Here is a 24,111-nt window from a genome sequence, read left to right on the forward strand (position 1 = left end):
GTGCGCTAAGGCAAACACAGGGAGGTGTTTGAAAGAAATTGAAGAGGTTGCAAGTGACGTTTGAACTTCAATGTGAAGCACATGAAAGACGGCATTAAGCGCATGGTGAATAGGCTTTAAGCTTTGCGCACGTGGCGTACTTTGCGGTTATTTTGATAAACCGCTAAGCGCGCCAAGTGCGCTAAGGGCGAAGGCAAACACAGGGAGGTGTTTAATGGGAATTGAAGAGGTTGCAAGTGAAGTTGTCGATGCAGCAATAAAGGTTCATCGAGAAATGGGGCCTGGCTTGCTAGAGGGTGTCTACGAAGCTTGTCTTGAATATGAACTCAGGACAAGAGGCGTGCCGGTTTTGCGACAGGTCGGTTTGCCCGTGGTGTATTCCGGGGTAACGCTTGATCAGGGTTATCGGGTTGATCTGCTGGCTGATCAGCAGGTGGTCCTGGAGGTAAAGTCAACCCAAATAATTACCGTACTGCATGAGGCGCAGTTGCTGAACTACCTGAAACTGGGGAGTTTCAAGCTGGGCTTTCTATTGAACTTCAATGTGAAGCTCATGAAAGACGGCATTAAGCGCATGGTGAATAGGCTTTAAGCTTTGCGCACTTGGTGTACTTTGCGGTTATTTTAATAAATCATTGAGAATGAATTGAAGGTTAGAGAATGAGCAAAAATATTCTGGTACTGCCGGGTGACGGCATTGGGCAGGAGATCGTCACCGAGGCAGTCAAGGTGCTGGCCTGCCTGCGCGACGACTACGGTCTGGATATCGAGATGGATGAGGCGCTGATCGGCGGTACCGCCTACGACGCGGCTGGACACCCGCTGCCCGAGGCGACTCTGAATCTGGCCAGGGAAGCAGACGCCGTGCTGCTCGGCGCCGTGGGTGGCCCCAAGTGGGAGCCGCTGGATATCTCGGTACGGCCGGAGAAGGGCCTGCTGGGTATCCGCAAGGAGCTGGGACTGTTCGCCAATCTGCGACCGGCCATTCTTTATCCGCAACTGGCGGATGCCTCCACCCTGCGTCCTGAAGTGGTCTCCGGGCTGGATATTATGATTGTGCGCGAGCTGACCGGCGGCATCTACTTTGGTCAACCCAGGGGTGTGCGTGTTCTAGAAAATGGTGAAAAAGAAGGCTTTAACACACTGATTTATAAAGAATCAGAGGTTGATCGCATTGTCCGCGTGGCCATGGATATTGCCATGAAGCGCAACAAACGGGTCTGTTCGGTGGACAAGGCCAACGTGCTGGAGTGCACCGAGATGTGGCGCGAAGTGGCGGTCAAGGTCGGTGCCGACTATCCCGAGGTGGAGTTGTCACACATGTACGTGGACAATGCCGCCATGCAGCTGGTGCGCGCACCGAAACAGTTCGATGTGATGGTGACGACCAACATGTTTGGCGATATCCTATCCGATTGCGCCTCCATGCTGACCGGCTCTATCGGCATGCTCCCCTCTGCCTCGCTGGACGAGAACGGCAAGGGCATGTACGAGCCGATTCACGGTTCTGCACCGGATATCGCCGGTCAGGGTGTGGCCAATCCTCTGGCAACCATTCTCTCAGTCGCGATGATGCTGCGCTACTCGCTGGATGAGGATGCCATGGCGGATCGGGTTGAGCAGGCAGTGAACAAGACGCTGGACCAGGGGCTGCGTACTCCCGACATCTACTCCGAGGGCACCCGGAAGGTGGGTACCGAGGCGATGGGCGACGCGGTTGTCGCGGCACTTCGGGCAGGATAAGTCAGATCAAATTATTCTCGCCGGGGCGCAAAGTGCGTAGGTTGGGATGAGCGGAGCGAATCCCAACGGATAGCGGTTTTTTTCAATGCCATATGTTGGGGTTCGCAAGCTCACCCCAACCTACAGCATAAGGCCGTTAGAAAAACGGCTTATTTACGATTTTTTTATCTATATAGGTGATAGCAATGAAACGGGTAGGTTTTGTCGGCTGGCGTGGCATGGTGGGCTCGGTCCTGATGGAGCGGATGCTTGCGGAGAAGGACTTCGATCTGATTGACGAGCCCGTCTTCTTCACTACCTCGCAGGTGGGCCATTACGGTCCCGATATCGGCAAGCCGATACCCGCACTCAAGGATGCCGCCAGCATTGATGAACTGAAGGCGATGGATGCCATCGTCTCCTGCCAGGGTGGCGACTACACCAAGCAGGTCTACAAGGATCTGCGTGGTGCCGGCTGGGATGGTTACTGGATTGATGCGGCGTCCGCGCTGCGCATGGAAGAGAGCAGCGTAATCATCCTTGATCCGGTCAACATGGATGTGATCAGAAATGCCCTGGCCTCTGGCGTCAAGGATTTCATTGGCGGTAACTGTACCGTCAGCCTGATGCTGATGGCCCTGGGTGGCCTGTTCAACCGGGATCAGGTGGAGTGGGCCACGGCCATGACCTACCAGGCGGCATCCGGTGCCGGCGCCAAGAACATGCGCGAACTACTGAGCCAGATGGGGGCGGCACACGCCTCGGTGCAGGGGCTGCTGGCCGATCCGGCCTCGGCCATCCTGGATATCGACCGCGAGGTGGCCACCGCCATGCGCAGCGAGGCGTTTCCCACCGATAACTTCGGGGTGCCGCTGGCCGGTAGCCTGATCCCCTGGATCGATACCCAGTTGCCCAGCGGCCAGAGCCGCGAGGAGTGGAAGGGCGGGGCGGAGACCAACAAGATCCTGGGTCGCGAGGCTAATCCGGTGCCGATTGACGGACTCTGTGTGCGCATCGGCGCCATGCGTTGCCACAGTCAGGCCCTGACCATCAAGCTAAAGCGGAATCTGCCGATAGATGAGATCGAGGGCATGCTGGCGGAGGCCAACGACTGGGTCAAGGTGATCCCGAATGACCGGGAGCGTACCATCCGTGAACTGACCCCGACGGTGGCGACCGGCACGCTGAGTGTACCGGTGGGTCGTCTGCGTAAACTGGCCATGGGTGAGGACTACCTCTCGGCATTTACCGTCGGAGATCAGTTACTCTGGGGTGCGGCTGAACCGCTACGGCGCATGTTGCGAATCCTGCTCCAGGACTGATCTAACCAATAACGACAGACCGGGAGTTGGCCCAGCGGCATCGAAAGGCTGTTGGGCCAGCTCCTTTTTCTATTATGGTGAGGGTAAATGACGGACAAGAAAGTGGATATCGCGATAGTGGGTGTCACTGGCGTCGTTGGCGAGGCGATGCTTTCGATACTCGAAGAGCGAAAATTCCCGGCTGGAAAGATCCACGTGCTGGCGAGTCAGCGCTCTGCGGGCAAGCGGGTCCCGTTCGGGGAGAAACACCTGGTGGTAAAGGATCTGGCCGAGTTCGATTTTTCCCAGGTACAGGTCGCACTGTTCTCGGCCGGCGCGGCCGTTTCTGCCGAATATGTTCCGAAAGCGGTGGATGCCGGCTGTATCTGTATCGATAATACCTCACAGTTTCGCTATGATGACGAGATTCCGCTGGTGGTACCGGAAGTCAATCCGGAGCGGATTGCCGATTATCGGCAACGTGGTATCATCGCCAACCCCAACTGCTCTACCATCCAGTTGCTGGTAGCCTTGAACCCGCTCCATAGGGCGGTGGGTATAGAGCGTATCAATGTCTGCACCTACCAGTCAGTTTCCGGTGCAGGGCACAAGGCGATCGAAGAGCTGGCCGGGCAGACTGCCCGTCTGCTCAATGGCCAGTCCATCAAGCCGCATGTTTTTCCCAAACAGATAGCCTTCAACGTACTGCCGCAGATTGATCGCTTTATGGAGAACGGCTATACCCGGGAAGAGATGAAGATGGTATGGGAGACCCGGAAGATACTCGGTGATGAGTCAATCCAGGTCAATCCGACAGCGGTGCGGGTACCGGTGTTTTTTGGTCACTCCGAGGCGGTGCATATTGAAACCCGGGAGAAGATCAGCGCGAAACAGGCGAGGGATTTGTTGTTGAATTCTCCAGGCATTGAACTGGTGGATGAGTGTGATGATGGCGGATATCCCACGCCGGTGACCGAATCTGCCGGGCAGGATGGCACCTTTGTCGGGCGTATCAGGGAGGATATTTCCCATCCTCGAGGGCTCAATTTGTGGATTGTGTCCGATAATGTGAGAAAGGGTGCGGCACTTAACACTATTCAGATTGCTGAGATTTTGGAAAAAGACTATTTGTAAGCTATAGTTAGGCAACAATTATTAAGTCCATTCTATGTTGTGGGTATTTGCCGGATTTTCCTGTCTGGAAATTAAGGAAAGTGGGTATCGAAGGGGGAGACATGGTTCGTAAATTATCCTTGGCTGTGGCCTTGGTATTGGGGATATCGCCGTTCAGCACTTTTGCGGTAGGGTTGGGGAATATCCACCTTAATTCTGCATTGAACCAGTATTTTGACGCGGAGATCGATCTGCTCTCGGTTGATCAGGATGAGATCGCGGATATCAAGGTGACGCTGGCCAGTCCCGACGCCTTTCGTCGCTCCGGAATCGAGCGTCCCTTTATTCTCAGCAAGCTCCGCTTTAACGCGGAAGAGACAGCCGATGGTAAAACGGTTATCCGGGTTTCCAGTCGTGACCCAATCCGCGAACCTTTTCTCAATTTCCTCATAGAGGTGAACTGGCCGAAAGGCAAGCTGTTGCGTGAATACACCGTGCTGCTGGACCCGCCGGTCACCCTGGATCGACGGCCGGCACCGGTACAGCAGGCGCCGATGCAGCGGGCACCGAGCCGCCAGATGGCTGCTCCGGCTGCCCGGACGCCGGCATCCCCCGGCGGTTCAGCAGTAGCCCCTTCGGATGTGGCCTGGGCGGGTAGTCCGTCGGTCAGTGAATATGGGCCGACCCAGCGTAATGATACGCTGTGGGGTATTGCCAAGCAGGTGCGGACCAGCGGCGCCAGCATGGAGCAGATGATGATTGCCCTGCAGCGGGCCAATCCGCAGGCATTCATCAACCAGAATATCAATAATCTCAAGGTGGGGCAGATTCTCCGCGTCCCGAAGGCCGATGAGGTACAGGAGCTGAGTCGTCGGGAAGCGTCGATAGCCTACCGCGAGCAACTGCAGGATTGGCAGGCGGACAGTAAACCGACCGAAATGCCTGCAGACACGGCCGACGCCGACCAACCGATGGCCACGGAAAGTCCGGTGGAGGTCACGCCCGAGCCCGCAGTGGAGCTGAAGATTGCTTCTGCGCGGCCCTCTGGTGAAGGTGAGGCGGGTCCCAGTGAAGGTGCCAGTCAGGGCGCCGCACTCGAACAGCTGAAACAGGATCTGATCGCATCGGAAGAAGCGAAAGAGGCAGCGCTGCAGGAAGCAGAGAATGTGCGGTCCCGCGTGGACGACCTGGAGTCCCAGCTTGAAGACCTGCAGCGCCTGCTGAGCCTGAAGAGCGAACAGTTGTCCCGGTTGCAGGCTGGCGTCGCGGGAACTCCCGAGGCTGCGGAAGAAACTCCGGTGATGGCCGAAGGCGCAGAGGGCGCGGCAGAGGGAGAGGGCTCGCCGGTGATGGCTGAGCCGGAGCAGGAGATCGCGCTGCCCGCCGAGGGTGAGACAGCAGAGGCAGATGTACCGGCGGTTATGGAAGAGGCGGTTGTTGATGCGGGTGCACCAGAGGAGCCCCCCGTTGCAGCCGAGCCTGTTGTAACCGAAGAGGAGTCCTCGCCTGTAATGGAGGAGGCACCCAAGACCGAAATGGCTGCACAGCCAGCGGAAACCGCAGTTGAACCAGCACCGGAAGAGGATGCAAAACCGACGCCCCAGCCGGCACCTGCCAAGGATGAGGGGTTGCTGGACATGATTACCGGTGACACCACCATGCTTGGTGTGGCGGTGGCCGGTATCGTGGTGTTGCTGGCGCTGCTCTGGGTGGCTGTCAGTCGGCGTCGTTCCAGCAGCGCGGACTTCCAGGAGAGTATCCTTATCAGCACCATCGATGAGGGTGATTCCGAGCAGGTAATGGATGAGATCAGCCAGGAACCGGCGTCGCATCCAACCGAGGAAACCTCGTTCCTGAGTGATTTTTCGCCCAGCGATATCGACGCCCTGCAGGATGAAACCGGTGAAGTCGACCCGTTGGCGGAGGCGGATGTCTACATCGCCTACGGACGTTACCAGCAGGCGGAAGAGCTGATTCGCCAGGCGATAGAGAAGTTCCCGGAGCGGCCGGAACTGAAGCATAAGCTGCTTGAGATTCTCTATGCCACCAAAGACAAAGATGCCTTTGTCGCGCTGGCCGAAAGCGCGGCGGCCGAAGGTCTGGATCGAAAAGACCCGATAGCCTGGGGCAAGATCGTGACCATGGGAGCGCAACTGGCCGCCGGCCACGCACTGTTTGCTGGTGGCGAACAGGCCGGTCAGTCCGAGCTGGATGATGACGAGCTCACTTCCCTGGAAAATGAACTCGGGCTGGATAACGGGCTTGACCTGGATGAGGTGTCGACCACGGTTGACCTGATAGACCAGGATGCCACTGAAGAGTTGGAGTCTGTCAGTGCGCTGGATCTGGATAAGACCTCGGAGTTTTCAGAACTGGACGATCTGGATGATTTCAGCCTGGACAGTGAACTGCTCAAGGCCAATCTGGACGAAATCAGCACGGATCTGGGATTTGAGCCGGAAGGCTCGGAACAGCAGTCTGCACCGGAGGCGGATGAGGAAATGCTCTCTCTTGAGGAGGGCGATAGTCTGACGCTCGATGCCGATACCGATATCAGTATGGTAACTGAGAGCGGGCTGGTGAATGATGATGATACGGATGCCGATCTGACCCTGAGCGAGCTGGATACCGAGGGATTACTGGAAGAGGATAGCGCCTTCTCGATCGAAGATCCCCTGGAAAGTGCTGAAATGGATGATCTGAAACTGGATGCCGAATCCGAGGCCGAACAGTTGGGGGATGCAGTGCTGGATTTCAGTGATTCACTCGCGCTCGAGGAGGGTGATTCACAGATTTTCGACTCACTGGAGCTGGATCAGGACGACGCGGATGCCCCGCTTGAGCTGGACGAGTCGTTCTCCCTGGATGACCTGGACCAGGAGGACGACAGCGATGGGCAGATCGAGGAAGGCGGTGATCTCACTGATGAAATCAACACCAAGCTGGATCTGGCCCGTGCCTATGTCGATATGGAGGACGCCGACGGTGCCAAAAGTATTCTCGACGAGGTAGTGAAAGAGGGTAATGACGGGCAGCAGGCGGAGGCGCGGAAGCTGCTGGATCAGTTATCCTGATTGCCATTCTCGGCAGGAAACGGAAGGCGCACTTCGGTGCGCCTTCCGCGTTTTGATTTCGGTATTCAGCATGCGTATGTCTGCGAAGTAGTTTGGCCCCATAGCGCGGGCTGCGCCGCCGCCACGGTCAATGGCGCCCGTGGGGCGCCTTTTGAGCTATCAAGCGTGGCCGCGCGGCGTGCTGTGGTATTCACCCGTTACACGCGCCAACGCGACAAACAGATTCGGTCGATCTTGGTCATTTCGAGTAACATACCGTTCCGAATGAATCCTCCAAATACAACCAGGCATCCAGGGAGCAGAAACTGAATGCGTTTGGCCATGGGTATTGAGTACGACGGCTCCTCATTTCATGGGTGGCAATTGCAAAAATCCGGCGTGCGTACGGTTCAGCAGATGCTGGAAGCGGCGCTGGGCAAGGTGGCGGCCCATCCGGTACGCACCCATTGTGCGGGTAGAACCGATACCGGCGTGCATGGTGAAGGGCAGGTGGTCCACTTTGACACTCCCTCGATACGCGCCATGCGGGGCTGGTTGCTGGGGACCAATGTCAACCTGCCGGAGGACGTGAATGTCAACTGGGTCCGTGAAGTGCCGGAATCGTTCCATGCGCGCTTTTCTGCCACCAGTCGCAGCTATCGCTATGTCATCCTGAACCGGTCTACCCGGTCGGCTATCTGGCGCAATCGCGCGGTCTGGATTCACCAGTCCCTGGATGCGGAACGCATGCAGGCGGCGGCCGATCATCTGATCGGCACCCATGATTTCTCCTCCTATCGGGCGGTCGGCTGTCAGGCCAAGAGTCCGGTCAGGACGGTCAGCCGGCTGGTCGTGAGTCGGCAGGAAGATCGGGTGGTGATCGAGGTGACGGCTAATGCCTTTCTGCATCACATGGTGCGCAATATCGCCGGTGTGTTGATCAGTATCGGCAAGGGTGAACAGCCGGTGAGGTGGAGCCGGGATGTGCTGGAATTCAGGGATCGCACCCTCGGTGGTGTCACTGCTCCGCCGGAGGGGCTTTATCTGGTTCATGTGGGATATCCCGCCGAGTATGGTCTGGTTGTGGATCAGACTGCGGAGACGTGATGGAGATGCTTTTCGGTTACCTGCAATATGAGTCAACGACCCGTTTTCAGCGCTCCTTGCGGTTACATTCTATTTGAATCGATTTGTGGCCCGGATGGCGGGTAAAATCTTTCTCAATCAGGCACTATCCTGTATCGTTATTCGTTCTATGAGAACCCGGGTTAAAATTTGCGGTATTACACGTCCAGAAGATGCCATCGCGGCTGTCAGGGCGGGGGCGGACGCCATTGGTCTGGTGTTCTATCCACCCAGCCCGCGTGCAATAACGGCGTCCCGGGCGGCGCAGATCATCCAGGATATACCACCCTTTGTCAGCACGGTCGGGCTGTTTGTGAACGCCACGGCCGATGAAGTGGCGGCGGTACTGAAAACCGTTCCGCTGGACCTGCTGCAGTTTCATGGTGATGAGCCACCTGATGCATGTGTTGGGCATGGGCGTCCTTATATCAAGGCCGTGCGGATGCGACCGGATGTGGATCTGCCCGAGCTGGACAGGCGCTATCAGTCGGCGCTGGGTCTGCTGCTGGACAGCTATCAACCGGGTAGCCCCGGTGGTACTGGTGCTACCTTCGACTGGGGGCGTATTCCAGACACCATGCGTGGCCGGATCATTCTGGCGGGCGGACTGACCCCGCAGAATGTTGCGGCCGCCATTCAGCAGGTCTGTCCCTATGCCGTTGACGTGAGTGGCGGCGTCGAACAAGAGAAAGGTATCAAGGATGAAGAGAAAATCAGGGCATTCATGCGAGGAGTAGAGCGTGCCAACCGAAAAAACGATTGATTTTACCCGTATGCCGGACAGCCGTGGTCACTTTGGCCCCTATGGCGGACTGTTTGTCTCAGAAACACTCATGGAGCCGCTGGAAGAGCTGCGTGACGCCTATGAAAAGTATATGCAGGACGCCGCTTTCCTGGCTGAACTGGATGCCGATCTGGCGAACTACGTGGGACGGCCTTCGCCGGTCTACCACGCACAACGGCTCAGCCGCGAGAACGGCGGTGCCCAGATCTACCTGAAGCGGGAAGACCTGAATCATACCGGTGCGCACAAGGTGAACAATACCATTGGTCAGGCGCTGCTGGCCAAGCGGATGGGCAAGTCCCGTATCATTGCCGAGACCGGTGCCGGTCAGCATGGAGTGGCGACTGCCACGGTCGCGGCCAGGTTGGGACTGGAGTGCGTGGTCTACATGGGTGAGGTGGATATCGCCCGCCAGGAGGCCAATGTCTATCGCATGAAATTGCTGGGTGCCCGCGTTGAATCGGTGTCATCCGGTTCCAGGACCCTCAAGGATGCTCTGAATGAGGCGATGCGCGACTGGGTGACCAATATTGACAATACCTTCTATATCATCGGTACGGTCGCTGGCCCCCATCCTTACCCGGCCATGGTCCGGGACTTCCAGGCGGTGATCGGCCGTGAAGCCAAGGAGCAGATGCAGCAGCAGACCGGCGGGTTGCCGGATGCACTGGTCGCCTGTGTCGGTGGCGGGTCCAACGCTATCGGACTGTTCTACCCTTTTCTGAATGACTCTTCGGTGGCGATCTACGGCGTTGAAGCCGCCGGTGACGGACTCGATTCGGGTCGTCACGCGGCACCTCTCTGTGCCGGTACACCCGGGGTGTTGCATGGCAACCGAACCTATCTGATGGAAGATCCGAACGGCCAGATTATCGAAACCCACTCCATTTCTGCCGGGCTGGACTACCCCGGGGTCGGTCCCGAGCACGCCTGGCTCAAGGATGTCGGTCGCGCCAAGTACGTGGCCGCCACCGACAAGGAGGCGTTGGCGGCATTCCATACCCTGACCCGGGTGGAGGGCATTATCCCGGCGCTGGAGTCGAGCCATGCCATCGCCTATGCGCTGAAACTGGCCCGTGATATGGACGAAAAACAGACCGTGCTGGTCAATCTCTCTGGTCGTGGTGATAAGGATATGCATACCGTGGCAGCACTGGATGGACTGAAAATATGAGCAGAATCAGTGATCGTTACAAGCAACTGGAAGAGCGGGGACGGGTCGCGCTGATTCCCTTTGTTACCGCCGGTGACCCGGGTCCCGCTGTCACGGTACCGCTGATGCATGCGATGGTCGAGGCGGGTGCCGATATTATCGAACTGGGAGTACCGTTCTCCGATCCGATGGCGGACGGACCGGTGATCCAGCGCGCCAGCGAGCGCGCCCTGGAGCACGGCATAAGCCTGCGGGATGTGCTGGCCATGGTGCATAAATTCCGCGAGCGGGATACGAGCACCCCGGTGGTGTTGATGGGCTATCTCAATCCCATTGAAGTGATGGGTTATGAGGTGTTTGCCCTGGCCGCGCATGAGGCCGGCGTGGATGGTGTTCTGACGGTGGATCTGCCACCGGAAGAGGCGGATGATCTGTTGTCATCACTGCGGCCGCGGGATATCGATCCGATTTTCCTGATGGCCCCGACCACCACGGAAGATCGCATGCAGCGCATCTGTGATACAGCCAGCGGTTTTGTTTATTATGTGTCGGTAAAAGGTATCACCGGTGCCGGGCATCTGGCGATTGGCGACGTGGCCGCCAAGACTGCCCAGATCCGCAAGCATACCCGACTGCCGGTCGGTGTCGGTTTTGGTATCAAGGATGCCAAGACAGCGCAGGCGGTGGCTCAGGTGGCGGATGCGGTCATTGTCGGCAGTGTGCTGGTAAAGCGGATCGAGGAGTTGCGAGAAACGCCGGAAGAGATCGCCCCGGCTGTTGCCATGATCCTCTCCTCCATGCGGCATGCAATTGATCTGATTTAGGTACGATGCCGGGTGGGTATTGACATGGGCATCGGTTGGACGGGTTTAAAGAGTATAAACGGGATTTAACCATGAGTTGGTTTGAAAAATTGATGCCGAGCCGTATCCGTACGGAAGGCGGCAGCAAACGGGCCGTTCCAGAGGGGCTTTGGGCCAAGTGCCCCGGCTGTGGGGCCGTCCTCTATCGCGCCGAGATGGAGCGAAATCTTGATGTCTGTCCCAAATGCAGCCATCACAACCGGATCGGCGCGCGCAAGCGTCTGGCGGCATTTCTTGATATGGATTCCGGGCAGGAGATTGCCGCGGAACTGTCGCCAACCGATCCGCTGAAGTTCAAGGACAGCAAGAAGTACAAGGACCGGATTACCCAGGCGCAGAAGGCCTCGGGAGAGAAAGATGCGCTGATTGTCATGCAGGGTACCCTGAAGGGCCTGAATGTAGTCTCGGCGGCCTTCGAATTCAGCTTCATGGGTGGTTCCATGGGCTCGGTGGTGGGGGAAAAGTTTGTCCAGGGAGTGAATGTGGCGCTGGAGCGGCGCATCCCCTTCATCTGTTTCTCGGCCAGCGGTGGCGCCCGCATGCAGGAGTCACTCTACTCCCTGATGCAGATGGCCAAGACCAGTGCCGCACTGCATAAGATGCGCGAACAGGGAATTCCCTACATCTCGGTATTGACCGATCCGACCACCGGCGGTGTCTCTGCCAGTTTTGCCATGCTGGGGGATCTGAATGTGGCCGAGCCGAACGCCCTGATAGGGTTTGCCGGTCCCCGGGTGATCGAGCAGACCGTGCGCGAGACCCTACCGGAGGGGTTCCAGCGCAGCGAGTTTCTGCTGGAGCACGGCACCCTGGACATGATTATTGACCGGCGTGAAATGCGCGACAAGCTGGCTGATCTGTTGAGTATCCTGACCCATCAGCCGAAACCCGTTGCCAAGACTGAAACCATCGAGGTGGTTTCCAGAACGGAAGAGTAGAAAAGGACCGTAGGTTGGGGTGAGGAACGAACCCCAACATTCTGGCGCACATGCATGCAACACAGTTGGGGTTCGCAGGCTCACCCCAACCTGCGGGCTGCTGGACAGTTTGGGTTTGACTCCGACTCCGCCGATCAAATGTACACTTACGATAATAACCTCCATGCGATTTGAACATCTCGAAGACTGGCTGGACTGGCAGAGTACCCTGCACCCTAAACAGATTGAACTGGGGCTGGAGCGGGTAAGCGCGGTCTGGCGCAGGCTGCACGCCGACCCACTGGCATGCCAGGTGATCACGGTAGCGGGAACCAACGGCAAGGGTTCCTGCGTCGCCTTTCTGGAGGCCATGTTGCGTTCGGCCAGCTATCGGGTGGGTTGCTACACCTCGCCCCACCTGGTGCGGTATAACGAACGAATTCTGATCGATGGTGAGCCGGTACCCGATCGTCAGCTCTGTGAGGCGTTTGAGCGTGTTGATCAGGCGCGTGGAGACAGCCTGTTGACCTATTTCGAGTTTGGCACCCTGGCGGCGCTGGATCTGTTTGCCTCAGCGGGGTTGGACGTGGTGGTGCTTGAAGTGGGGCTGGGCGGACGGCTGGATGCGGTCAATATCATTGATCCCGATGTCGCCCTGATCACCACTGTGGACATTGATCACACGGACTGGCTGGGCCAGACCCGGGAACAGATCGGACGGGAGAAGGCCGGTATCATGCGGCCGGGTCGACCGGTAGTTTTCGCCGGCAACGACATACCGGATTCGATCCGGGAGAGCGCGAAAAAGGTGGGCGCCCATCTGCTGCTGGCGGGTCAGGATTACCAGTGGCGCCGTCAGGACCAGGGCTGGGACTGGCTGCATGCGACCCATCCGCGTCATTCACTGCCGCTGCCCAACATGCGTGGAGAATTTCAGTTGCAGAACGCCGCAGCGGCACTGATGGCGTTGGAACTGTTGCGTAATGAACTGCCGCTGGACCAGCGGGCAGTGCGCTTCGGATTGCAGGAGGCACAGCTTTCCGGTCGTTTTCAGGTGGTCGGGCGTGATCCCCAGGTGATTCTGGATGTGGCCCATAATGCCCAAGCGGCCCAGGCGCTATCGGATAATCTGGGGGATATGTTTTGTCATGGCCGCACCATCGCCGTCTTCTCCATGCTGGCAGACAAGGAGATTGAACAGGTGGTGAAGATCATGTCTTCGCGTATCGATGAGTGGTATCTGTTCCCGATCGATGCGGTACGGGCGGCCAGTCTGTCGCAATTGGAGCAGGCGTTGCAGGCGCAGGCGATAGAGGCAGGGCAGCGGCGCTGCTTTGACGATGTCACTGCCGCCTTTTCAGCGGCCACTAGCGCTGCCGGTGAGGGTGACCGGATCGTGGTATTCGGCTCATTCTATGCGGTGGGAGATGTGGTGAAACTGGTATGATACGCAGCAACCATCGGGTGCAGTTGGACAATTCTCCGCAGGGGACTGGAACGGTGGTTGTATCCATCCCTATAATGGAGCCGACCTCGGAATCGGCGAAGGGTATGCGACGTGGATGAAAAATTGAAAAAACGCCTGGTGGGAGCGACGGTGCTGGTGTCTCTGGTAGTGATATTTGTTCCCATGCTGCTGGAAGATGAGCCGATAGTTGAAACCGGCATTCAAAAAACCAATATCCCACCCAAACCCGAACGTGATTTTTCCTCCCGCGTGATCCCTGCTGAAGATGAAAAACTCTCCATTCCGCCGATTTCGCACCGCCCGGAGATCGTGCCGCTGAAGGCGCCACCACCACCTCCGGCACCCGTGGTGGTTGAAAAACCGGAGCCACTCGCACCATCCTCTACACCATCTGATGCAGCCGAACAGACGGAGACGAAGCCCCCGGCAGTGGCGCCGCGTGAGGGACTGACCGCCTGGGTGATTCAGGTCGGCAGCTTCTCCAACCGGGAAAACGCGGAGAAACTGGTGCAGCAGATTCGTGAGATGAAATATGCCGCCTTCATGGAGCAGGCGGATGTGGATGGCAAGACGCTCTACCGGGTCAAGGTCGGTCCCGAGGTTGACCGTAAGCTGGCTGACAAAATGCTTGATAGTCTGAATAAAGATCTTAAACCATTGAATTTAAAGGGCGCTGTTAAATCCTACCCTTGATTTGAAGAGAATTACATTGGTTTGAATGGCATTAATTGCTTCTGCTACTCATGAGCCTCTGATAAAATCGCGCGTTTTCCAAGACAAAAATTCCTCTATGAATTTAAGGTCTAGACCCAGCAGCCAGGTGATGTTCTGAATGATCTGGATTGATTTCGTCATTCTCGGCATTATCGGCCTATCGGCAATCATCAGCCTGATCCGTGGCTTCGTGCGTGAAGCGCTGTCTCTGGCAGTCTGGGTGCTCGCCTTCTGGGTCGCCTGGACCTTTTTCCGTAATCTCGCCCTGCAACTGGACTGGTTCACCGTCCCCTCGGTCCGGCTTGGCGCCGCGTTTCTTATTCTCTTCATAGCGACCCTGATGTTGGGTGCGCTGGTTAACTTTCTGGTAGGTCAACTGGTCGATAAGACCGGACTGAGCGGAACGGACCGGCTGATCGGTATTCTGTTTGGAGCGGCACGGGGAGCTATACTGGTAGCAATACTGGTACTTTTGGCAGGGTTAACACCCTTTCCAAACGATCCCTGGTGGAAGGAGTCACAATTGATCGGATATTTCCAGGAGCTTGCCGTCTGGCTGAAACAGTTGCTGCCTGCGGATATCGGCGAAAAGTTTAAATTTATTTAAATCTTGATTAACGATTGAGAAGACTCTCAAGGGTAGACAGATCATGTGCGGTATTGTCGGAATCTTTGGTTACAGCCCGGTAAATCAGGCGATCTACGAGGCGCTGCTGGTTTTACAGCATCGCGGACAGGATGCGGCGGGAATCGTTACCATGGATGGCAGGAAACTCCATCTGCGCAAGGACAACGGCCTGGCGCGGGATGTGTTCAGGACCGAACACATGATCAACCTCAAGGGAAACATCGGCATCGGCCATGTACGCTATCCCACTGCCGGCAGTTCTTCATCTGCAGAGGCACAACCTTTTTACGTCAACTCACCCTACGGTATCACCCTGGCGCACAACGGCAATCTGACCAATGCCGACGAACTGAAGGGTGACCTCTACCGGGAGGATCTGCGCCACATCAACACCTCGTCTGATTCCGAAGTGCTACTGAACGTGTTCGCCCATGAACTGCACAGTCTGGGTAAACTGCGAATCGATGAAAAAGACGTTTTCAAGGCGGTTGCGGCGGTGCACCGGCGTTCCCGGGGTGGTTATGCCGCTGTCGCCATGATCATCGGTTACGGCATGGTCGCCTTCCGTGATCCCCACGGCATACGTCCTATCGTTTTTGGCAAGCGGGAGACCGATCAGGGCACCGAATATATGATCGCCTCCGAGAGTGTGGCGCTGGATTCGCAGGATTTCGAACGAGTGCGGGATCTGGCTCCAGGCGAGGCGATTTTCATCGACATGAGTGGCAAGCTGCATAGCTGTGTCTGCGCGGCTCCCACCGAGCATACCCCCTGCATCTTCGAGTTTGTCTACTTCGCCCGTCCCGATTCCATTATCGACAACATCTTCGTCCACAAGGCACGCTCGCGCATGGGTACCAAGCTGGCCGGCAAGATCAAGCGGGTCTGGCCCGATCACGATATCGACGTGGTAATTCCGATCCCCGATACCAGCCGAACTGCGGCCCTGGCGCTGGCCAATGCGCTGGGTGTGGAGTATGCCGAGGGCTTTATCAAGAATCGCTATATCGGCCGGACCTTCATCATGCCGGGACAGCAGGTGCGCAAGAAGTCGGTCCGGCAGAAGCTCAACGCCATCGATTCGGAGTTCAAGGACAAGCGGGTGCTGCTGGTGGACGACTCCATTGTGCGTGGCACCACCTCGCAGCAGATCGTGCAGATGGCCAGAGAGGCGGGTGCGGCGAAAGTTTACTTCGCTTCTGCCGCGCCACCGGTAAAACACCCCAATGTGTATGGCATCGATATGCCTTCGGCCAATGAACTGGTCGCCTTCAACCGGAGCGTGGAAGAAGTGCAGGAGATTATCGGCGCCGACCGTCTGATCTTCCAGGATATCGAGGATCTCATCTCCGCTGTCAAGAAGGAGGACAAGTCAGTGGTCAAGCGATTCGACACGGCGGTATTTGACGGTCAGTATGTCACCGGTGACGTGAGTCCGCAGTATCTGGAGCAGCTGGAACTGATCCGTAACGACACCGCCAAGCAGGGCGAGAGTTCTGCAACCGACGTGGTGATCGGCCTGCATAATAACCAGTAACGACGGAGACCAGCGCGTAGCTATCCTCGTTCCCACGCTCTGCGTGGGAATGCATATTGCCGTGCCCTGAATGCGCGGTGCCTGTGCGCCGTTAGCCCATATATGGTCTCCTCCCTCGTTGCAAGGCACTGTGGCTGCATGACAGGGACAGGATTGCGTCCATATATCCGGCCTGTTAATGAAGTGCGTAGGTTGGGGTGACCAGATCGACCTCACGCAACCGACAACCAGGCCCATCGCCAAAAGCGACCACGGATTGGTGACTACCGGAGCGAACCCCAACATGGGCGCTGGACAGAAACGCCGTTTGTTGGGGTTCGCAAGCTCACCCCAACCTACAGACCTTATTGGTTATGTGTCGATCAGGGCAGGCACAGGGGCCTGGACCGGGTCAACCCATCATGAAATGAGCATGGGCGGCGGCTACCGGCCGCTGTGGATCGCTCTGCCACGCCTCCACCCGCACATTCGAGACGCTGCGTCCCTGCTTGATCAGATAACCCCGGGCGAAGGTGTCCTGGTTACCGATGCAGGGACGCAAATAATCCACCGAGATGTTGATGATCTTGGGGAAACGGGCGATATCGCACTCGTGGATGATGTGCATCACCCCGGCGTGTTCCAGCATCGCCCCGACCACGCCACCATGCACTGCCGGAATGGTGGTATTGCCAATATTGCTGGGCTTTGCGCGTAGAATAGTGAGCAGGCCCTGTTCGTCCGAATCCAGCTCAAAGCCGACAAAGGCGCTGTAGGGGATCAAGTCACTGATGGCGGGGAACTCGCCGGCCGCTTTCAGTTTCATGATTTTCTCAAATAATGAGGTTTCACTGTTGTGCATCGGGTGCGAATCCTACCGAGCCAACCATGAAGCTGGCAACAAAATGAGCAATCGGATCGTTTGGTGAGTCGTGATAGGCGTGACCTTTCACGAACGCCACATGCCGGGTCTGCCGGTAACACTCGGCGTAACCGAGGATGGATTTTCCCGGCTCCGCCGGTTTCAGATAATCGATGCGCAGATCCAGGGTGGCGATTGATGCGCCGACCGGGACCACGCTAAAGGCGGCGGCACCACCGGCGCTGTCCATCAGGGTGGTGATGACTCCGCCGTGGAGGACTCCGGTCTCCAGGTTGCCCACCAGATGAGGTGCGTATTCGACCTGGAACAGGCAGGAGCCCCGGTTCAATTCGATGGCCGTGATTCCCAACGCCTCGACATGGGGGAGCTTTTCCAGGATCGACCGGATGCCGTTGAGCGGATAGAGTGTGTTTTCGTCAATTGACATGTCCGATGGTTTCCTACTGAGCGGTCCATTCCCGTGTGACCAGCGGTCTATCGCCGGTCAGGATAGTGCCCCTGAATCGATCCCCCCGGTTGAAGGCGCCCACTCCCTTGGGGGTGCCGGTCATGATGATATCGCCGTCCTCCAGGGTGAAGCTGCGGGAGATCTCCCGCAACAGAAGGTCCGGTTTGAATATCATCAGGTCATAACCGCCCTGTTGGACCAGTTTGTCGTTTATTGTCAGCTCCAGCCGCAGCGATTCGACCGGGTTCGCGAGTTTCACAAAATCACTGAACACGGCGGCGCGGTCGAACGCCTTGGCGCGTTCCCAGGGCAGGCCTTTGGCTTTCAGTTCGCCCTGGATCTCCCGGTTGGTCAGGTCCAGCCCAAAGCCAACCCCGGCAATGGCGCCGTCCATGATCAGCAGCGCGATCTCACCCTCATAATGGAGGGGCTGTTCCGTACCGGCATACAACTCACTGCTGATAGCGGAGTTGGGCTTGATGAAAATGACCGGGGAGGTGGGTACCTCGTTGTTCAACTCCTTTGCATGATCGACATAATTTCTGCCGATACAGATCACCTTGGACGGGGTGATCTGTCGCTCTTCAAAGAGGATCGGGTTCATCAGTGCTCCAGGTTGGAAATCGAATGGCCGGCTAGCATGGCCGATTTGCTTCGGATCGGACGTGGTAGTGACATCAATTGAACAACAGGGCGCCGATCACTTTACGACCTTCCGAGGTGAGAATGTTATAGGTGCGACAGGCGGCGGGCGTGGTCATGATTTCAATGCCAATGCCGGCGTCGATCAGCGCGCGGTACAGGCGCGGGTCCGGGAATTGTTGCCGCTGGCCGGTGCCCAGTACCACCAGGTCGGGGCACAGCTCGACAAAGGCGGCAAAGTCCTCCTCGCTCAGCGACTGAAAGGAGTCCGGTCGCCAGTCGGGGATGATACGGTCGGCCATGATCACCAGGCTTTTGGAAAAGGTGATACCGTTCACGACCACGCTGTTGTCCGTGTAGGCGTGAATGGTATTGCCGTTTGATTGGTCTGCAACGGAGAATTTCATGCCGGCAAAGATAGCAGCCCCCGGCACTCCCTGCAAAAAGAATAAATTCTCCTTTACTGCCGGTTTATTACGTTGACATGGCTGTAACCGCTCGGTTACGTTAAACCCTTTTTTCCAGCCACTGAATCAGTGCAGTCAAGAGGTCCCCTGTGTCAACGCCCGAGATGGAAGATTTTAGCAGAATCAAGCGCCTGCCGCCGTATGTTTTCAATATCGTTAATGATTTGAAAGCCGCGGCGCGAGCGCGGGGCGAGGACATTATTGACTTCGGCATGGGGAATCCGGATCAGCCGACGCCACAGCATATCGTGGACAAACTGGTGGAAGCGGCACAACGCAAGGATACCCACCGTTACTCCATGTCCCGCGGTATTCCGCGGCTGCGTCGTGCTATCACCAAATGGTACAAGACGCGCTACGATGTGGATCTTGATCCAGAGACCCAGGCCATTGTCACCATCGGCTCCAAGGAAGGCCTGGCGCACCTCTCGCTGGCCTGTCTGGGCCCGGGCGATTCGGTGTTGGTGCCTAATCCCGCTTATCCGATACATCCCTACGGTTTTGTCATCGCCGGTGCGGATATCCGCCACGTGCCCCTGGTACCGGATGTGGATTTCTTCGACAAGCTGCAAGAGGCGATCGTCGATTCCTGGCCCAAGCCGAAGATGCTGGTGCTCAATTTTCCAGGTAACCCGACGGGTCAGTGTGTCGAGCTGGATTTTTTCGAAAAGGTGATCGATATCGCCCGCCAGAACAATATCTGGGTGGTACACGATCTGGCCTATGCGGATATCGCCTTCGATGGCTACGTGGCCCCCTCGATTCTGCAGGTGAAGGGGGCGGAGGATATCGCCGTCGAATTCTTCTCGCTGTCAAAAAGTTACAATATGCCGGGCTGGCGGGTTGGCTTCATGTGCGGTAACAAGGCGCTGGTGGCGGCCCTGGCGCGGATGAAGTCCTATCTGGATTACGGCATGTTCACGCCGATCCAGGTGGCGGCGATCCATGCCCTGGAAGGCCCGCAAGAGTGTGTGCGGGAGATCCGCGACATGTACCAGCGACGTCGGGATGTCCTGTGCGACGGTCTGAAAGCCGCCGGCTGGCCGGTGGAGCGGCCCAAAGCGACCATGTTCGTCTGGGCCAAAATTCCGGAACAATATCTGGCGATGGGGTCGTTGGAGTTCTCCAAAAAGCTGCTGAAGGATGCCAAGGTGGCGGTGGCCCCCGGCATCGGATTCGGCCAGCATGGTGACGACTATGTGCGTTTTGGACTGATCGAAAATGAGCACCGAACCCGGCAGGCGATTCGCGGCATACGCGAGATGATCCGCAAGGATGCCAAGCTGGCGGTAGAATAAACATTTCCCGCGCGACGGCTGCGCGGAATGGGACAGGAAATTGGGAGAAAGAGTTTGGAAGCGGTCAAAGTAGGTTTATTGGGATTGGGTACGGTCGGTGGCGGTACAGTCAATGTGCTGACCCGCAACGCGGACGAGATTGCCCGTCGGGCAGGCCGGGGAATTCGCATCACCCAGGCGGCGGCGCGTGAATACAACGCCGAGGCGATCAGCGGACTGGATCAGATCGAAGTGACTGATGACGCCTTCGCCGTGGTCAATAACCCCGAGATCGAGATTGTCATTGAACTGATCGGTGGCTACTCGCCAGCCCGTGAGCTGGTGTTGCAGGCGATCGAAAACGGCAAGCACGTCGTTACCGCCAACAAGGCACTGATCGCCATGCATGGGAATGAGATATTCGCCGCCGCCCAGGCAAAGGGCGTCACCGTGGCGTTTGAGGCGGGCGTGGCCGGCGGAATACCCATTATCAAGGCGATTCGTGAAGGACTGGCGGCCAACCAGATCGAATGGGTGGCGGGCATTATCAACGGCACCGGCAACTTCATTCTCAGTGAGATGCGTGACAAGGGGCGCGACTTCGAGGATGTGCTGGCCGAGGCCCAGGCGCTGGGTTATGCCGAGGCCGATCCCACATTTGATGTGGAGGGGATCGATGCCGCCCATAAGCTGACCATTCTCAGCTCCATCGCCTTTGGTATTCCGCTGCAGTTTGAGAAGACCTATACCGAGGGGATTACCCGGATTGAACGGCAGGATGTGGCCTTTGCCGAGGAGTTGGGGTATCGGATCAAGCACCTGGGTATTGCCCATAAGACGGCAAAGGGTATCGAGATGCGGGTGCATCCGACCCTGATTCCGGAGCGACGTCTGATTGCCAATGTGGATGGGGTGATGAACGCCGTGCTGGTCAAGGGCGATGCCGTCGGTCCGACACTCTATTACGGCGCCGGCGCCGGCGCAGAGCCTACCGCCTCGGCGGTGGTGGCCGATGTGGTGGATGTGGTGCGTGCCCTGACCACCGACCCGGAGAACCGGGTGCCCCATCTGGCGTTTCAGCCCAATGAACTGTCCGATCTGCCGATCCTCGGTATGGAGGATGTGGAGACCGCCTACTATCTGCGTATGCAGGTGGCGGATGAACTGGGCGTTATGGCGGAGATTACCCGCATCCTGGCCGACTCTGGTATCAGCATTGAGGCCATTCAGCAGAAAGAGCCGGCGGAGGGGGACACCCAGGTGTCGCTCATCATGTTGACCCATGAAGTGCTGGAACGGCAGATGAACCAGGCGATCGACCGGATGGAGGCGTTGGCGTCGGTAACGGGCCCTGTCATGCGTATTCGCATGGAGCAGCTGGAAGGCTGAGCTTACCCGGGCGGCGGACCTCATGATGCAATGGTGGACGTGCCATCGCTGATCCACCCTATGACACTCCGAGCAGGTAATGACCGAACCGCGAAATCTACATCTGCTTGTTCCCGGTCTGCTGGGACCGATGCCGACGCTGAATCAGGCAGGGGCGCCGCTGGATTTTAAGCTGCTGGAAAGGCTGTTGGCTCGAGCCCATCGCGTGGCGCACCCTGGGCACGACCTGGAATCGGTGCTGTTCCGCCTGTTTGGCATCTCCGCTGATGATGACCGCAACCTGCCCACTGCCGCCTATCGCCGCCTCGGTGACGGCGCAGCCGCCGATGAGCGCTATTGGCTGCAACTGACGCCGGTCTATCTGCGTCCGGATCAGGACCGGCTGCTGCTGTTTGACGTGGAAGACCTGGACCTGACGCTGGATGAAGCGAATGAACTGGCTCAACTCTTCAACAGCCATTTCGCCGAAGAGGGGTGGCAGGCGGAGGTAGGTCATCCGCACCGTTGGTATCTACCGCTGGCATCGGCGCCCGCTCTCAAGACCTACGAGCTGAGCGATGTGTTTGGCCGCAATATGGATCTGTTTCTCCCGGAAGGCGAGGAGGGCATTCGCTGGCACGGAGTGCTGAACGAGATCCAGATGCTGTTTTATGCAGCGGATCTCAATGCCCGCCGCGAGCAGGCGGGGAAGGGGCCGATTAACGGCCTCTGGTTATCCGGTGGGGGGCAACTGGCTGGGCAGCCTCGGACCAGCCTCACGATACTTTATGGAAACTCCCCTCTGCTGTGTGGATTGGCCAGCGTCGCCGGTAAACCCGTTGAGCCGCTGCCGGACAGGGTCGATGTGCTGCTCGATTCGACGGGTGGAGAACTCCTTGTCTGTTACGATCGGCTGCAACGCCCGGTGCTCTGCGCCGATCCCTATGACTGGAGTGAACAGATCAATCAATTCGAGCGCTGGATTGAACCACTGGTGGATGCGGTCAGGGACAAGCGGCTCGACTCGCTCCAACTCTACACCTGTAATGGGCAGAAATACCGCATAGACAGGAGCGCGTTGCGCCGTTTCTGGAAACGACCGCAACCCCTCGGTAAATGGCTGGACAGGAACCCGCAGGGCTGAGCATAACGGCGCCCGCTCCGGTGCTCGACGTCACGCCTTGGGGCGTTTGTTCCAATTGCGCCGATTGATGGTATAGCCCGTGCTGTGGCCGGAAAATGGCAGCAGCAACATACCCGGCAGCCGCTCCACCTTGGTCGGGTCACGAAACCGGTCAATACCAATGGTCATCCCTTCATGCCCCGCGTCGGGTTGCGCCTTGTAGGTGCCGAACAGCCGGTCCCACCAGGGCAGGTTGAAGCCGAAATTGCTGTTGGTCTCGTCATCCTCAATGGAATGATGTACCCGATGCATATCCGGGGTGACAACAAACAGTCGCAATACCCTATCCACTTTCACCGGCAGTCGCAGATTGCCATGATTGAACATGGACGTGGCGTTCAGCAATATCTCGAAAATTACAACGGCCAGCACCGGTGGGCCCAGCAACAGGATGGCGGCGAATTTAATCAGCATGGAAAAGATGATCTCCAATGGATGGAAACGGGCGCCCGTGGTGACGTCGAAATCCAGGTCGGCATGGTGTACCCGGTGCAGCCGCCAGAGCAGGGGGATGGCGTGCACCATGACATGCTGCAGGTAGATAATGCCATCCAGCAGGATGACCGAAACGGTTGCCGAGAGCGCCAGCGGCAGATGGTAATAGTTAAACAGACCCCAACCCTGTTGTCCGGCAAAAACCGCCACTCCGACCGCCGCCGCAGGAAACAGCAGGCGCAGCAGCAGCGAGTTGAGAAAGGTGAGGCCCAGGTTATGCGACCAGCGCAGGATCTTGGGCTGACTCAGTAACCGGCGCGGGGTCAGGATCTCCCAGAGAGCCACCAGCAATAGTATGCCGAAGAAAAAGCCGAGTCGTATTGGTACTTCGTTCTCAAGAATAAAGTTGTTCCAGTCCATAAGTATCGATACCGGTTACCCAAACAGGGCATGTCTGCTGATGTTACATCATCCTGAACCAATGTGGCGTATCATCAGCTGGAAGATGCTCCCCCTTATGCAACAGGAAGCGACCCCATGAAAGCAGCATTTATTATTGTGCTCGGCATAACGGTTGCTGTGATTATGCTGTTCTTTATCCTTGCGATGGTTTCCCGCTCGGGAGAGCCTCCGGGACTGGCCGGGGGAATGCTGTCGAAATGTCCCGACAGACCCAACTGCGTTTGTAGTGAGTATGTGGAAGATACTGCGCACCACATCCCGCCGATCCCTATCCCGCCGGACAATCAGCAGAATATTTTGCCTTTATTAACAAGTATTATCGGCGAGATGGGCGGGACGGTGCTTGCCGAGCGCGACGGCTATCTGGCCGCCACGTTCAGCTCTGTCGTTTTCGGATTTGTGGATGATCTGGAGGTCCGTATCGATACCGCCCGACAGCTGATCCATATCCGCTCCGGTTCGCGGGTTGGCTATAGTGATGGGGGTGTCAATGCCAAACGGACCGAACAGTTGAGAACACTGTTCGAGGCGAAGCGCACGGCAAGCTAGGAGTCTGTCGGGCTTGACCGATCGTGGCGAGGGAACGCCG

The 24,111-nt window shown here is 57.5% G+C and carries 23 protein-coding genes; 18 read left to right on the plus strand and 5 right to left on the minus strand.

What is annotated here, in order from left to right:
* Positions 1-214: 214 nt before the first annotated feature.
* The 14 genes from A3GO_RS0105905 (at position 215) to purF (ending at position 16,378) form a co-directional block, all read left to right on the plus strand.
* Complete coding sequence (locus tag A3GO_RS0105905; protein WP_029132622.1) at positions 215-592, plus strand: GxxExxY protein; 378 nt, start codon at positions 215-217, stop codon at positions 590-592.
* A 68-nt stretch (positions 593-660) separates the two neighbouring features.
* Positions 661-1,743, plus strand: coding sequence for a 3-isopropylmalate dehydrogenase (leuB, locus tag A3GO_RS0105910; RefSeq protein ID WP_029132623.1), 1,083 nt, complete (start codon positions 661-663; stop codon positions 1,741-1,743).
* Between the two features lie 185 nt (positions 1,744-1,928).
* Positions 1,929-3,044 carry an aspartate-semialdehyde dehydrogenase gene (gene asd / locus A3GO_RS0105915; protein ID WP_029132624.1) on the plus strand — a complete coding sequence of 372 codons (1,116 nt, stop codon included), beginning with the start codon at positions 1,929-1,931 and terminating at the stop codon, positions 3,042-3,044.
* Positions 3,045-3,131: 87 nt separating this feature from the next.
* On the plus strand, positions 3,132-4,157 hold the full coding sequence (locus A3GO_RS0105920; protein ID WP_029132625.1) for an aspartate-semialdehyde dehydrogenase: 1,026 nt from the start codon (positions 3,132-3,134) through the stop codon (positions 4,155-4,157).
* A gap of 101 nt (positions 4,158-4,258) precedes the next feature.
* Positions 4,259-7,210 (plus strand): motility hub landmark protein FimV, encoded by a 2,952-nt coding sequence (locus A3GO_RS0105925; protein WP_029132626.1) that lies wholly within the window; start codon positions 4,259-4,261, stop codon positions 7,208-7,210.
* A gap of 309 nt (positions 7,211-7,519) precedes the next feature.
* Positions 7,520-8,296: a tRNA pseudouridine(38-40) synthase TruA gene (truA, locus tag A3GO_RS0105930; RefSeq protein ID WP_029132627.1), complete on the plus strand. Its 777-nt coding sequence runs from the start codon at positions 7,520-7,522 to the stop codon at positions 8,294-8,296.
* A 148-nt stretch (positions 8,297-8,444) separates the two neighbouring features.
* Positions 8,445-9,077, plus strand: coding sequence for a phosphoribosylanthranilate isomerase (locus A3GO_RS0105935; RefSeq protein ID WP_029132628.1), 633 nt, complete (start codon positions 8,445-8,447; stop codon positions 9,075-9,077).
* A 10-nt stretch (positions 9,078-9,087) separates the two neighbouring features.
* Positions 9,088-10,272, plus strand: coding sequence for a tryptophan synthase subunit beta (trpB, locus tag A3GO_RS0105940; RefSeq protein WP_084609858.1), 1,185 nt, complete (start codon positions 9,088-9,090; stop codon positions 10,270-10,272).
* A complete protein-coding gene (trpA, locus tag A3GO_RS0105945) occupies positions 10,269-11,075 on the plus strand; it encodes a tryptophan synthase subunit alpha (RefSeq protein WP_029132630.1) in 807 nt (268 codons plus the stop codon). The genes trpB and trpA overlap by 4 nt, the downstream gene beginning before the upstream one ends.
* A gap of 71 nt (positions 11,076-11,146) precedes the next feature.
* On the plus strand, positions 11,147-12,052 hold the full coding sequence (gene accD / locus A3GO_RS22740; protein WP_051301883.1) for an acetyl-CoA carboxylase, carboxyltransferase subunit beta: 906 nt from the start codon (positions 11,147-11,149) through the stop codon (positions 12,050-12,052).
* A 163-nt stretch (positions 12,053-12,215) separates the two neighbouring features.
* Complete coding sequence (gene folC, locus A3GO_RS0105955; protein WP_029132631.1) at positions 12,216-13,478, plus strand: bifunctional tetrahydrofolate synthase/dihydrofolate synthase; 1,263 nt, start codon at positions 12,216-12,218, stop codon at positions 13,476-13,478.
* A gap of 111 nt (positions 13,479-13,589) precedes the next feature.
* Positions 13,590-14,192: an SPOR domain-containing protein gene (locus tag A3GO_RS0105960; RefSeq protein WP_029132632.1), complete on the plus strand. Its 603-nt coding sequence runs from the start codon at positions 13,590-13,592 to the stop codon at positions 14,190-14,192.
* 139 nt (positions 14,193-14,331) lie between these two features.
* A complete protein-coding gene (locus A3GO_RS0105965; protein WP_029132633.1) occupies positions 14,332-14,820 on the plus strand; it encodes a CvpA family protein in 489 nt (162 codons plus the stop codon).
* 43 nt (positions 14,821-14,863) lie between these two features.
* Positions 14,864-16,378: an amidophosphoribosyltransferase gene (purF, locus tag A3GO_RS0105970; RefSeq protein ID WP_029132634.1), complete on the plus strand. Its 1,515-nt coding sequence runs from the start codon at positions 14,864-14,866 to the stop codon at positions 16,376-16,378.
* A 391-nt stretch (positions 16,379-16,769) separates the two neighbouring features.
* On the opposite strand, the gene A3GO_RS0105975 is transcribed toward purF, so the two are convergent.
* The 4 genes from A3GO_RS0105975 to A3GO_RS0105990 form a co-directional block, all read right to left on the minus strand.
* On the minus strand, positions 16,770-17,183 hold the full coding sequence (locus A3GO_RS0105975) for a PaaI family thioesterase (RefSeq protein WP_169720370.1): 414 nt from the start codon (positions 17,181-17,183) through the stop codon (positions 16,770-16,772).
* Positions 17,184-17,205: 22 nt separating this feature from the next.
* The gene (locus A3GO_RS22745; protein WP_051301884.1) at positions 17,206-17,667 is read right to left on the minus strand and encodes a PaaI family thioesterase; all 462 of its coding nucleotides are present in this window, start codon (positions 17,665-17,667) and stop codon (positions 17,206-17,208) included.
* 13 nt (positions 17,668-17,680) lie between these two features.
* Entirely contained in the window at positions 17,681-18,292 is a 612-nt protein-coding gene (locus A3GO_RS0105985; protein WP_029132636.1) for a fumarylacetoacetate hydrolase family protein, read from the minus strand.
* 73 nt (positions 18,293-18,365) lie between these two features.
* Positions 18,366-18,764 (minus strand): Mth938-like domain-containing protein, encoded by a 399-nt coding sequence (locus A3GO_RS0105990; RefSeq protein ID WP_245621681.1) that lies wholly within the window; start codon positions 18,762-18,764, stop codon positions 18,366-18,368.
* A gap of 137 nt (positions 18,765-18,901) precedes the next feature.
* Between A3GO_RS0105990 and alaC the strand changes: the two genes are divergently transcribed.
* From alaC to A3GO_RS22750, 3 genes are all read left to right on the plus strand, one after another.
* On the plus strand, positions 18,902-20,095 hold the full coding sequence (gene alaC / locus A3GO_RS0105995; protein ID WP_029132638.1) for an alanine transaminase: 1,194 nt from the start codon (positions 18,902-18,904) through the stop codon (positions 20,093-20,095).
* 54 nt (positions 20,096-20,149) lie between these two features.
* Positions 20,150-21,463 (plus strand): homoserine dehydrogenase, encoded by a 1,314-nt coding sequence (locus A3GO_RS0106000; protein WP_029132639.1) that lies wholly within the window; start codon positions 20,150-20,152, stop codon positions 21,461-21,463.
* A gap of 79 nt (positions 21,464-21,542) precedes the next feature.
* Positions 21,543-22,586 (plus strand): hypothetical protein, encoded by a 1,044-nt coding sequence (locus A3GO_RS22750; protein WP_051301885.1) that lies wholly within the window; start codon positions 21,543-21,545, stop codon positions 22,584-22,586.
* A gap of 30 nt (positions 22,587-22,616) precedes the next feature.
* Here the strand turns inward: A3GO_RS22750 and A3GO_RS0106010 are convergent, their stop codons facing one another.
* A complete protein-coding gene (locus tag A3GO_RS0106010; protein ID WP_029132640.1) occupies positions 22,617-23,480 on the minus strand; it encodes a sterol desaturase family protein in 864 nt (287 codons plus the stop codon).
* 117 nt (positions 23,481-23,597) lie between these two features.
* Between A3GO_RS0106010 and A3GO_RS0106015 the strand changes: the two genes are divergently transcribed.
* On the plus strand, positions 23,598-24,071 hold the full coding sequence (locus A3GO_RS0106015; RefSeq protein WP_029132641.1) for a DUF1499 domain-containing protein: 474 nt from the start codon (positions 23,598-23,600) through the stop codon (positions 24,069-24,071).
* The last annotated feature ends 40 nt before the right edge of the window (positions 24,072-24,111 follow it).

Origin of the sequence: Sedimenticola selenatireducens DSM 17993 (genome assembly GCF_000428045.1) — a bacterium.
Lineage (GTDB): Bacteria > Pseudomonadota > Gammaproteobacteria > Chromatiales > Chromatiaceae > Sedimenticola > Sedimenticola selenatireducens.

Coding starts and splice junctions, on each gene's coding strand:
- A3GO_RS0106010 (WP_029132640.1), bottom strand. CDS start 23,480: ATGGACTGGAACAACTTTATTCTTGAGAACGAAGTACCAATACGACTC.
- trpA (WP_029132630.1), top strand. CDS start 10,269: ATGAGCAGAATCAGTGATCGTTACAAGCAACTGGAAGAGCGGGGACGG.
- A3GO_RS22750 (WP_051301885.1), top strand. CDS start 21,543: ATGACCGAACCGCGAAATCTACATCTGCTTGTTCCCGGTCTGCTGGGA.
- A3GO_RS0105975 (WP_169720370.1), bottom strand. CDS start 17,183: ATGAAACTGAAAGCGGCCGGCGAGTTCCCCGCCATCAGTGACTTGATC.
- alaC (WP_029132638.1), top strand. CDS start 18,902: ATGGAAGATTTTAGCAGAATCAAGCGCCTGCCGCCGTATGTTTTCAAT.
- accD (WP_051301883.1), top strand. CDS start 11,147: ATGAGTTGGTTTGAAAAATTGATGCCGAGCCGTATCCGTACGGAAGGC.
- trpB (WP_084609858.1), top strand. CDS start 9,088: ATGCCGGACAGCCGTGGTCACTTTGGCCCCTATGGCGGACTGTTTGTC.
- A3GO_RS0106015 (WP_029132641.1), top strand. CDS start 23,598: ATGAAAGCAGCATTTATTATTGTGCTCGGCATAACGGTTGCTGTGATT.
- asd (WP_029132624.1), top strand. CDS start 1,929: ATGAAACGGGTAGGTTTTGTCGGCTGGCGTGGCATGGTGGGCTCGGTC.
- A3GO_RS0105905 (WP_029132622.1), top strand. CDS start 215: ATGGGAATTGAAGAGGTTGCAAGTGAAGTTGTCGATGCAGCAATAAAG.
- purF (WP_029132634.1), top strand. CDS start 14,864: ATGTGCGGTATTGTCGGAATCTTTGGTTACAGCCCGGTAAATCAGGCG.
- A3GO_RS0105920 (WP_029132625.1), top strand. CDS start 3,132: ATGACGGACAAGAAAGTGGATATCGCGATAGTGGGTGTCACTGGCGTC.
- folC (WP_029132631.1), top strand. CDS start 12,216: ATGCGATTTGAACATCTCGAAGACTGGCTGGACTGGCAGAGTACCCTG.
- A3GO_RS0105965 (WP_029132633.1), top strand. CDS start 14,332: ATGATCTGGATTGATTTCGTCATTCTCGGCATTATCGGCCTATCGGCA.
- A3GO_RS0105935 (WP_029132628.1), top strand. CDS start 8,445: ATGAGAACCCGGGTTAAAATTTGCGGTATTACACGTCCAGAAGATGCC.
- truA (WP_029132627.1), top strand. CDS start 7,520: ATGCGTTTGGCCATGGGTATTGAGTACGACGGCTCCTCATTTCATGGG.
- A3GO_RS0105925 (WP_029132626.1), top strand. CDS start 4,259: ATGGTTCGTAAATTATCCTTGGCTGTGGCCTTGGTATTGGGGATATCG.
- leuB (WP_029132623.1), top strand. CDS start 661: ATGAGCAAAAATATTCTGGTACTGCCGGGTGACGGCATTGGGCAGGAG.
- A3GO_RS0105985 (WP_029132636.1), bottom strand. CDS start 18,292: ATGAACCCGATCCTCTTTGAAGAGCGACAGATCACCCCGTCCAAGGTG.
- A3GO_RS22745 (WP_051301884.1), bottom strand. CDS start 17,667: ATGTCAATTGACGAAAACACACTCTATCCGCTCAACGGCATCCGGTCG.